Origin of the sequence: Cupriavidus sp. HPC(L), from assembly GCF_000307735.3 — a bacterium.
In the GTDB taxonomy this organism is placed as follows: Bacteria; Pseudomonadota; Gammaproteobacteria; order Burkholderiales; family Burkholderiaceae; genus Cupriavidus.
In genome coordinates this window covers 1-9,323 of sequence record NZ_AMPR02000098.1, presented here as the reverse complement: position 1 = coordinate 9,323, position 9,323 = coordinate 1, and the positions used below count along the sequence as shown (strand labels likewise).

At 66.9% G+C, this 9,323-nt stretch carries 10 protein-coding genes; 5 read left to right on the top strand and 5 right to left on the bottom strand.

What is annotated here, in order from left to right; translation table 11 throughout:
- The first annotated feature begins 72 nt into the window (after positions 1-72).
- Both B551_RS07395 and B551_RS07390 read left to right on the top strand, forming a co-directional pair.
- The gene (locus B551_RS07395) at positions 73-969 is read left to right on the top strand and encodes an ABC transporter permease (RefSeq protein WP_023263787.1); all 897 of its coding nucleotides are present in this window, start codon (positions 73-75) and stop codon (positions 967-969) included.
- Between the two features lies 1 nt (position 970).
- Entirely contained in the window at positions 971-1,765 is a 795-nt protein-coding gene (locus B551_RS07390) for an ABC transporter ATP-binding protein (RefSeq protein ID WP_006578408.1), read from the top strand.
- Positions 1,766-1,956: 191 nt separating this feature from the next.
- Here B551_RS07390 and B551_RS07385 read toward each other — a convergent pair whose 3' ends face one another.
- The 3 genes from B551_RS07385 to B551_RS07375 all read right to left on the bottom strand — a co-directional run bounded on the left by B551_RS07385 (position 1,957) and on the right by B551_RS07375 (position 4,427).
- Entirely contained in the window at positions 1,957-2,229 is a 273-nt protein-coding gene (locus B551_RS07385) for a hypothetical protein (RefSeq protein WP_023263785.1), read from the bottom strand.
- Positions 2,226-3,638 carry a LutB/LldF family L-lactate oxidation iron-sulfur protein gene (locus B551_RS07380; protein WP_023263784.1) on the bottom strand — a complete coding sequence of 471 codons (1,413 nt, stop codon included), beginning with the start codon at positions 3,636-3,638 and terminating at the stop codon, positions 2,226-2,228. Before B551_RS07380 ends, B551_RS07385 begins: the two co-directional genes overlap by 4 nt.
- Before the next feature lie 63 nt (positions 3,639-3,701).
- The gene (locus B551_RS07375) at positions 3,702-4,427 is read right to left on the bottom strand and encodes a (Fe-S)-binding protein (protein WP_006578409.1); all 726 of its coding nucleotides are present in this window, start codon (positions 4,425-4,427) and stop codon (positions 3,702-3,704) included.
- A gap of 251 nt (positions 4,428-4,678) precedes the next feature.
- Between B551_RS07375 and B551_RS07370 the strand changes: the two genes are divergently transcribed.
- Positions 4,679-5,464, top strand: coding sequence for an IclR family transcriptional regulator (locus tag B551_RS07370; protein WP_006578410.1), 786 nt, complete (start codon positions 4,679-4,681; stop codon positions 5,462-5,464).
- 179 nt (positions 5,465-5,643) lie between these two features.
- Positions 5,644-7,056, top strand: a complete 1,413-nt coding sequence (locus tag B551_RS07365; protein ID WP_006578411.1) for an FAD-binding oxidoreductase — start codon at positions 5,644-5,646, stop codon at positions 7,054-7,056.
- 129 nt (positions 7,057-7,185) lie between these two features.
- Here B551_RS07365 and pbpG read toward each other — a convergent pair whose 3' ends face one another.
- Positions 7,186-8,196 carry a D-alanyl-D-alanine endopeptidase gene (gene pbpG / locus B551_RS07360; protein ID WP_231906249.1) on the bottom strand — a complete coding sequence of 337 codons (1,011 nt, stop codon included), beginning with the start codon at positions 8,194-8,196 and terminating at the stop codon, positions 7,186-7,188.
- Between pbpG and B551_RS27025 the strand changes: the two genes are divergently transcribed.
- The gene (locus B551_RS27025; RefSeq protein ID WP_253281325.1) at positions 8,171-8,452 is read left to right on the top strand and encodes a hypothetical protein; all 282 of its coding nucleotides are present in this window, start codon (positions 8,171-8,173) and stop codon (positions 8,450-8,452) included. The genes pbpG and B551_RS27025 overlap by 26 nt on opposite strands.
- 366 nt (positions 8,453-8,818) lie before the next feature.
- Here B551_RS27025 and B551_RS07355 read toward each other — a convergent pair whose 3' ends face one another.
- Complete coding sequence (locus B551_RS07355) at positions 8,819-9,265, bottom strand: thioesterase family protein (RefSeq protein WP_006578414.1); 447 nt, start codon at positions 9,263-9,265, stop codon at positions 8,819-8,821.
- Between the last annotated feature and the right edge of the window lie 58 nt (positions 9,266-9,323).

The following is a 9,323-nucleotide window of genomic DNA, read 5'->3' as shown; positions in this document are numbered from 1 at the left end:
TCCGCCGGCGGCAGCCGCGCCAGTCAGCACGCCCGGCCACCGGCGGGCGCGCATACCGCAACAGGATTCACCATGTCCCTCTTCTCCCTTCTGGGCGCGCTGGAGATCGGCCTGATCTTCAGCCTCGTCGCCCTCGGGGTGCTGATCTCCTTCCGCATCCTCAATTTCCCCGATCTGACCGTCGATGGCAGCTTTCCGCTGGGCGGAGCCGTCGCGGCCACGCTGATCGCCATGGGCCAGGACCCGTTCCTCGCCACGGCGCTGGCCATCGTCGCCGGCGCGATCGCCGGCCTGATCACCGGCTGGCTCAATGTCCGGCTCAAGATCATGGACCTGCTGGCGTCGATCCTGATGATGATCGCGCTGTACTCGATCAATCTGCGGATCATGGGCCGGCCCAACGTGCCGCTGATCACCGAGCCGACGATGTTCACGGTGCTGCAGCCGGAATGGCTGCCCGACTTCATGCTGCGCCCGCTGGTGCTGGTGGTCATCGTGATCGTCGCCAAGCTAGGCCTGGACTGGTTCTTCTCGTCGCAGCTCGGGCTGGCGATGCGGGCCACCGGCGCCAATCCGCGCATGGCGCGCGCGCAGGGCATCGCCACCGGCCGCGCCACGCTGGCCGGCATGGCGCTGTCGAACGCGCTGGTCGCACTGGCCGGCGCGCTGTTCGCGCAGACTCAGGGCGGCTCCGACATCTCGATGGGCATCGGCACGATCGTGATCGGCCTGGCCGCGGTGATCATCGGCGAGACGATCCTGCCGGCCCGCCGGCTGATTCTGACGACGCTGGCCGTGGTGCTCGGCGCGATCCTCTACCGCTTCTTCATCGCGCTGGCGCTGAACAGCGATTTCATCGGCCTGAAGGCACAGGACCTGAACCTGGTCACCGCGCTGCTGGTGACGGTCGCGCTGGTGCTGCCGGCCACGCGCAAGAAGCTGTTCGGCCGCAAGGCGAATGGAGGCTGACATGCTGCGCGCACAAGACCTGAAGCTGACCTTCAATCCCGGCACGCCGATCGAGACGCGCGCGCTGCGCGGGCTGAGCCTGGAGATTCCGTCGGGCCAGTTCGTCGCCGTGATCGGCTCGAACGGCGCCGGCAAGTCGACCTTCCTGAACGCCATCAGCGGCGACCAGATGGTCGATGCCGGCACCATCACGATCGACGGCAACGACGTCACGCGCAAGCCCGCCTGGGACCGCGCGCCGCTGGTGGCCCGCGTGTTCCAGGACCCGATGGCCGGCACCTGCGAGGCGCTGACGATCGAGGAAAACATGGCGCTGGCGATGGCGCGCGGCTCGCGCCGGGGTTTTCGGCCGGCGCTGAACCGTTCGTCGCGCGAGCTGTTCCGCGACAAGCTGCGGCTGCTGAACCTGGGGCTGGAAAACCGGCTGACCGACCGCATCGGCCTGCTGTCCGGCGGCCAGCGCCAGGCGGTCAGCCTGCTGATGGCATCGCTGCAGCCCTCGCGCATCCTGCTGCTCGACGAGCATACCGCCGCGCTGGACCCGAAGACCGCGGCCTTCGTGCTCGAGCTGACCGCCCGCATCGTCGAGGAAAACAAGCTGACCACGATGATGGTGACCCACAGCATGCGGCAGGCGCTGGACTACGGCCAGCGCACCGTGATGCTGCACCAGGGCCAGGTGGTGCTCGACGTGTCGGGCGACGAACGCAAGGGCCTGGACGTGCCGGACCTGCTGCGCATGTTCGAGCGCAGCCGGCACGAGCAGCTGGACGACGACGCGCTGCTGCTGGGCTGATTTCGCCCCTGCGGCGCGACCAACGTCATTCCCGCGCATGCGGGAATCCAGCGGCTTTAGAAGTCACTGGGTCCCCGCATGCGCGGGGACGACACTGTGGGTTGGCAAAACGAAACCCCGGCCTTGGCCGGGGTTTTTTTGTTGCCGCGTGGATGGAAACTCAGCGACTCAGGGGCTCAGGGGCTCAGCACTCAGGCCGTCGCCGCCTTCGCGAGCCAGCGCTCCAGCTGGTCCGTCACCGCGGAGCTGGAAAACGAGCAGCTGTCCTGGGCAAACACCGCCGACATCTCGAGGCGGCGCAGCAGTTCCTCCATCGCCTGGCCGAATACCGGCGGCAGCGTCAGTGCCGGCGCCTGTTCGCGCCACACGCGCACCAGCGCGTCGGCGGGCAACGTACCGGCACGATGGCGGTCCAGCGCTTCTCGCATCGCGCGCAAGGGCGCCTGGTTGGCGGGATCGCTCATGCCTTCGCCCTCCTTTCCTTGTAGAGATCGCGGAAGGTGCGGCCGGTGGGCGCCGGCATGTCGCGCGTATCGGTCCAGCCGCGGCCGCCCAGCGGCAGCTTGGCGATGCGCCCATCGTTGCGGCCCATGCGCGACAGCACGCTGGCTCCCAGTCGCGTGGCCAGCGCATACAGCCCCGGCCGCTTGGCGACATAGCCCCAGGCGCGCAGCGCCCAGCGCTCCTGCCACGGCCGCATGCCGCGCTCCATCTGCTTCTCGCGCAGCTTGCGCAGCAGGTCCGACAGCGGGATCGAGGCCGGGCAGACGCGGTTGCACTCGCCGCACAGCGTGGCCGCCTGCGGCAGGTCGATCGCGTTGCCCAGGCCGACATAGCTGGGCGTCAGCACGCTGCCCATCGGCCCGGGATAGACCCAGCCATAGGCATGACCGCCGATCTTCTGGTAGACCGGGCAGTGGTTCATGCAGGCGCCGCAACGGATGCAGCGCAGCATCTCCTGGAAGTCGCCGCCGATCAGGCCGGTGCGGCCGCCATCGACCAGCACGAAGTACATGTGCTCGGGGCCGTCCTGCTCGCCGGGCGCGCGCGGGCCGGTCAGCAGCGAGAAATAGTTCGAAATCGCCTGGCCGGTCGCCGAGCGCGGCAGCAGCCGCATCACGGTGGCCAGGTCCTCCAGCGTCGGCAGCACCTTCTCGATGCCGGTGACGGCGACATGCACGCGCGGCATCACCGTACACATGCCCTCGTTGCCCTCGTTGGTCACCACCGCGACCGAGCCCGTTTCCGCGATCAGGAAGTTGCCGCCGGTCACGCCCATATCGGCCGACAGGAACTCCGGGCGCAGCACCTCGCGCGCTTCCCGCGTCATGTCGGGAATCTCGGTCAGCCGCGGCTTCTGGTGGACCTTGGCGAACAGGTCGGCGATCTCGTCCTTGTCCTTGTGCACCACCGGCGCAATGATGTGCGACGGCGGCTCGGCGTCGTTGATCTGCAGGATGTATTCGCCGAGATCGGTCTCGATGCTCTGCACGCCGAGCTCGCCGAGCACCTCGTTCAGCCGCATCTCCTCGGTCACCATCGACTTGCTCTTGATGACCTTGCGCACGCCGTGACGCTGCGCGATCTCGCCGACCAGCCTTGCCGCGTCGGCGGTCGTCTCGGCAAACAGCACCGTGGCGCCGCGGCGCGTGGCGTTCTCCTCGAAGGTCGCCAGCCAGACGTCCAGATTGGCGAGCGCACGGTCGCGGCGCTCCTTCAGCGCCTCCCGCGTGGCGGCGAAGTCGATGTCCTCGATCGCGGCCGCGCGCGCGGTGACGAACTTGGTCGACAGCTTCTTCAGGTTCTGCTGCAGGCGCTGGTCGGCCAGCTTCTGGCCGGCGCGCGCCTTGAATTCCATGCTGTGCACTTGCATGCGTGGTGGCCTCTTGCGTGGTGCGCGATCGATGCGGGAATGCCGGGATCGGGGATGCGGCGATCAGGCGTCGCCGGCCAGTACCTGCGCGATATGCAGCACGCGGGTGCGCGTATCGCCGGTCCTGCGCAGCCGGCCTTCGATATTGAGGATGCAGCCCAGGTCGCCGAGCACCACCGCCTCGGCGCCGCTGGCCGCGATATTGGCGCACTTCTCGTCGACGATGGCGGTCGAGATATTGCCGTACTTGACCGCGAACGTTCCGCCGAAACCGCAGCAGGCCTCGCAGTCCTTCATCTCGGTCAGCTGCACGCCGGGCAGCTTGCCGAGCAAGGCGCGCGGCTGCTGCTTGACGCCGAGTTCGCGCAGCCCGGAGCACGAGTCGTGGTAGGTCACGTGGCCGGCGAAATTGCTGTCCAGCGAGTCGATGCGGGCGACATTGGCCAGGAAGTCGGTCAGCTCGTAGACCCGCGTGCGCAGGCGCTCGTAGCGGCCGTTCAGTTCGGGATCGTTGCGCAGCAGGTCGCCGTAGTGATGCAGGATCATGCCGCCGCAGGAGCCCGACGGCACCACGACGTAGTCGAACATCTCGAACTCGCGCAGGAATTTCTCGGCCAGATCGCGCGAGGCGGCGCGCTCGCCGGAGTTATAGGCCGGCTGGCCGCAGCAGGTCTGGGCCTCGGGGACCATGACCTCGTAGCCGGCCTTCTCCAGCAGCTTGAGTACCGAAAAGCCGATCTCCGGCCGCATCAGGTCCACCAGACAGGTGACGAACAGACCGACTCGCATGGGGATTCCTACCTTTTTCCAGACCCAAAACCTCGCAATTATGCGCTTTTGCGCAGCGGTTCCGCCACTGCGGCGCGCCGCCACCGGCGCTTTTGTCGGCCGCCACCGTCCTTCCGGGGCCTTTTGGCGCCCCATTCTGGGGCGCATTGATGTGCGGAATGCCCGACTATGACATTTCACGTATTGAAATTTTCACGATGCGAGATAGAATCAGGCAGTCGCTTAATTTGCCGCATGGCAACAATTTCCCCATGGCTGAAGCAGAAAAGGAACCCGGCAAGACGTCGATCCAGGTGATCGAGCGGATGATGACGCTGCTCGATGCGCTCGCGCGACATGCCGATCCGGTCAGTCTGAAGGAACTCTCCCAGGCTACCGGTCTGCATCCCTCGACGGCGCACCGCATCCTCAACGACATGGTCGCGTGCCGCTTCGTCGACCGCTCCGATCCGGGCAGCTACCGGCTCGGCATGCGGCTGCTGGAACTGGGCAATCTGGTCAAGGCCCGGCTGTCGGTACGCGAGGCGGCGCTGGCACCGATGCGCGCGCTGCACCGCGTCACCGGCCAGACCGTCAACCTGTCGGTGCGCCAGGGCGACGAGATCGTCTATATCGAACGCGCCTACAGCGAGCGCTCCGGCATGCAGGTGGTGCGCGCCATCGGCGGCCGCGCCCCGCTGCACCTGACCTCGGTCGGCAAGCTGTTCCTCGCCGCGGACGAGGTCGCACGGGTGCGCAACTACGCCACCCGCACCGGCCTGGCCGGACATACCCGTACTTCGATCACCGACCTGTCGAAGCTGGAGCGTGAGCTGAACTGGGTCCGCACCAACGGCTATGCGCGCGACAACGAGGAGCTCGAACTCGGCGTGCGCTGCATCGCGGCGGGCATCTACGACGACTCGCGCCGGCTGGTCGCCGGCCTGTCGCTGTCGGCCCCGGCGGATCGCCTGCAGGACAGCTGGCTGCAGAACCTGAAGGAAACGGCGTTGCAGATTTCGCGCGGCATGGGCTATACCGCCGATAGCGACGTGTAGCGACGTGTAGCGACGTGTAGCGACGTGTAGCGACGTGTAGCGACGTGTAGCGACGTGTAGGGGCGCGTGCAGGGGCGCGTGTAGGGGCGCGCAGTCTTCCGCCGCCCCGCACGCCACGCCCCGGAGCGCGACGCCACGCGCTGCGCCCTTCCCGATTTCGACAGACAGCACACGACGAGATGCAAGACTCCGGTTTTCTGCCGCGCCTGCTCGAGGCGCTGGGACCCGATGTGGTGACCACCGATGCGCAGGCGATCGCGCCCTGGCTCAGCGACTGGCGCGGAATCTACCGGGGCGATGCCCAGGCCGTGGTCCGGCCCCGCAATACCGACGAAGTCGCGCGCTGCCTGGCGCTGTGCCAGCGGTGGCGCGTGCCGGTGGTGCCGCGCGGCGGCAATACCGGCCTGTGCGGCGGCGCGACGCCCGACGATCGCCCCGCCAACGTGGTGCTGAGCCTGGACCGGATGAACGCGATCCGCTCGGTCGATACCATCGCCAACACGATGGTCGCGGAGGCCGGCTGCATTCTCGGCAATCTGCGCCGCGCCGCCCATGACGCGGACCGCCAGTTGCCGCTGTCGCTGGCCGCCGAGGACTCGTGCCAGATCGGCGGCAACCTCGCCACCAATGCCGGCGGCGTCAACGTGGTCCGCTACGGCATGGCGCGCGAGCTGGTGCTCGGACTGGAAGCGGTGCTGCCGGACGGCGAGGTCTTCCACGGACTACGCACGCTGCGCAAGGACAACACCGGCTACGACCTGAAGCAACTGCTGATCGGGTCCGAAGGCACGCTGGGCGTCATCACAGCGGTCGCGCTGCGGCTCCTGCCGCGCACCGATCAACGCGCCGTGGTGCTGGCCGCGGTGGAGTCGCCGCAGCAGGCGCTGCAGCTGTTCTCGCTGCTGTACTCGCGTTGCGGCGCACGGCTGCAGGCCTTCGAATTCTTCACCGGCCCCTGCCTGGATCTGGTGCTGACGCATGCGGAAGGCGTGCAGGAGCCCTTCGCCGACCGCCATCCGGCCTATGTGCTGGTCGAACTGGCCGACACCACCGACGAGGCGGGACTGAATTCGCTGCTGGAAGCGACCATCGGCGACGCGCTGGAACAGGGCCTGTGCCTCGACGCCGCGGTATCGGCGTCGCTGAGCCAGGTCCACGCGATGTGGAAGCTGCGTGAGGAAATCTCCGAAGCCCAGCGCGCCGACGGCCCGCATCTGAAGCACGACATCTCGCTGCCGATCGAATCGATCCCGGTGTTCATGGCGCGGATGGAGGCACGGCTGCAGCGGCTCGACGCCGCGATCCGCCCCTTCGTGTTCGGCCACTTTGGCGACGGCAACCTGCACTACAACCTGTCGCGCCCCGCGGGCGCACCGAAGGAGTGGGCGACGATCCACGGGGAGGCCGTCACGGCCGAGGTATTGGACGAGGTGATGCGCCATGGCGGCAGCATCAGCGCGGAGCACGGCATCGGCCAGCTCAAGCGCGAGTATTTCCACCGCTACAAGGATCCGCTCGAGCTGCGGCTGATGGTCGGCATCAAGCGGCTGCTCGATCCGGCGGGGATCATGAATCCGGGCAAGCTGCTGTGATCGGCTGAACCAAGCCGGTTGCTTGACCGCCTGGCCGGCCCTGAACGACGACGCGCCCTCGAGGGGCGCGTCTTTCGTTGCGGGACGGGCTTGCGTCCTGCGGTTCGGTTCAGCTCAGCTCAGGCCAGCTCAGATGCCGCGAGCCTGCTGCGACGTCAGCACGTAATGCGGCGAGTTGGCCGGACCCTGGGTCAGGTTCGGCGTGCTCGGGAAGCGGTTCGGCGCCGACGGCGGCGAATGCTCTAGCCAGTCGCGCACGCGGTTCGCATCGGCAAAGCGCGTCAGGTTGCCGGACGAGTCCAGGAACACCATCACCACATCGCGGCCGCCGACGCGTGCCTGCATCACCAGGCAGCGCCCCGCTTCCGAGATGAAGCCGGTCTTCTGCAGGCCGATGTCCCAGTTGCCGCCGCGCACCAGGCGATTGGTGCTGACGTAGTGCTGGGTGCGGCCAAGCACGTTGACCTCATGCTCGGTCTGCGTCGAGAACGCGCGGATGGTCGGATTGCGATAGGCCGCCTTGACCAGCCGGGCCAGGTCCAGCGCCGACGAGACATTGCTGCTCGACAGCCCGCTCGAATCGACGAAGTGGGAGTCGTTCATGCCCAGTTCGCGGGCCTTGCGGTTCATCGCCTGCACGAAGGCTGGCAGCCCGCCCGGATAGTGGCGGCCGAGCGCCGAGGCGGCGCGGTTTTCCGACGACATCAGGGCCAGCAGCATCAGTTCCTGCCGCGTCAGCTGCGTGCCGAAGCGCAGACGCGAGCTGCTGTGCTTCTCGGTGTCGCGGTCCTCTTCGGTGATGGTCAGCACCTCGTCCATCGGCAGGCGTGCGTCCATCACCACCAGCGCGGTCATCAGCTTGGTGATCGAAGCGATCGGCAGCACCGCGGCCGCGTTCTTCTGGAACAGCACTTCGTTGGTGTTCTGGTCCATCACCAGGGCGACGCTGGAGCGCAGCGACAGCGCATCGTCGGTATCGCGCAGTCCGAGCGCCTCGCCCAGCGACGGGCGCGACGGCGGCGTATAGGCGGCGCGCACCGGGGCGGCCTGACGCTGGACCAGAATGACCTTGCGCTTGCCATTCTTGGAAACGATGACCTTGCGGCTGCCGGTCTTGGCCACCGTCGAGCGCTTCGACACGCTGCCGGCCTTGGCGGACTTGGTGGACTTCGACGATTTAGCCGAGGATTTTTGGACTTTGACGACCTTTTCGGTCTTTTTAGCGGATTTAGACGACTTACTCGCCGCCTCCGCCATGGGCGCGGCAATCAGCGCCGCCGACACCAGCATGGTCGCTGCCACCGAGGGCAGAGGCAGGGTGCCGAGAAATCTCAGGAATGGGAGGTCGAACCGGGACATGATTCTCGGGCGCGCATCGGGAATGGCGCCAGTGTAGAAAAAAAAGAATTTGTTAGCAAGATTAATGACTTACACAGCGGACTTAAAGCTTCGATTACAGACATTTCCGTAATACGAAAAATAAGACGCTTGCAGCACATGAAAATCTGCATGACGCGGCCTCCCGGCCCGGCAATCTTCCGCCCTGCGCACGCGCATGCCTTACTAACGTCAGTTCTGGCGAGAAATTGAGCGGCCGGTGCAAAGTCGGCCGCGTCATCTGGATCAGCAACGCGCGGAACCGCGTTCCGGTTCACATCCGCACCGCAACATTCGCCGCGCGGCGCGCCGACTGCCCTGCCCCCGATACCGGGCGCCAGGGACAGGCCGGTACGGCACCTGCGCGCGCTCACGTTCACGCTCCCTACCGATCCACAGCCGCCACCAGCAGCGGCTCGAGTGCCTTGCGCAACGGCTCGGGCAAGGCGACCGGGCGGCGCGTCTGGCGGTCGACGTAGACATGCACGAAGTGCCCCTGCGCGGCGGCGCTGTCATCGCCCTCGCGAAACAGCCCCACCTCGTAGCGCACACTGCTGTTGCCGAGCCGCGCGACGCGCAGACCCGCGATCACCGTTTCGGGAAAGCTCAGCGAGGCGAAGTAGTTGCACTGCGTCTCGATGACCAGCCCGATGGTGTCCCCTGCCTCGATGTCGAGCACGCCGCGCTCGATCAGGTAGCGATTCACCACGGTGTCGAAATAACTGTAGTAGACAACGTTGTTGACGTGGCCATAAACATCGTTGTCCATCCAGCGCGTCGTGATCGGCAGGAAGTGGCGATAGCAGTCGCGGGTCTGGGCTTGCGGCTTCATGGCGGGGGAAAGAGCAATAACGGTGAGCGGAAGGAGGGTTGCGGACCGGCCGGTCAAG

Coding starts and splice junctions, on each gene's coding strand:
- B551_RS07380 (WP_023263784.1), bottom strand. CDS start 3,638: ATGCAAGTGCACAGCATGGAATTCAAGGCGCGCGCCGGCCAGAAGCTG.
- B551_RS07390 (WP_006578408.1), top strand. CDS start 971: ATGCTGCGCGCACAAGACCTGAAGCTGACCTTCAATCCCGGCACGCCG.
- B551_RS07375 (WP_006578409.1), bottom strand. CDS start 4,427: ATGCGAGTCGGTCTGTTCGTCACCTGTCTGGTGGACCTGATGCGGCCG.
- B551_RS07355 (WP_006578414.1), bottom strand. CDS start 9,265: ATGAAGCCGCAAGCCCAGACCCGCGACTGCTATCGCCACTTCCTGCCG.
- B551_RS07385 (WP_023263785.1), bottom strand. CDS start 2,229: ATGAGCGATCCCGCCAACCAGGCGCCCTTGCGCGCGATGCGAGAAGCG.
- B551_RS07395 (WP_023263787.1), top strand. CDS start 73: ATGTCCCTCTTCTCCCTTCTGGGCGCGCTGGAGATCGGCCTGATCTTC.
- B551_RS07370 (WP_006578410.1), top strand. CDS start 4,679: ATGGCTGAAGCAGAAAAGGAACCCGGCAAGACGTCGATCCAGGTGATC.
- B551_RS07365 (WP_006578411.1), top strand. CDS start 5,644: ATGCAAGACTCCGGTTTTCTGCCGCGCCTGCTCGAGGCGCTGGGACCC.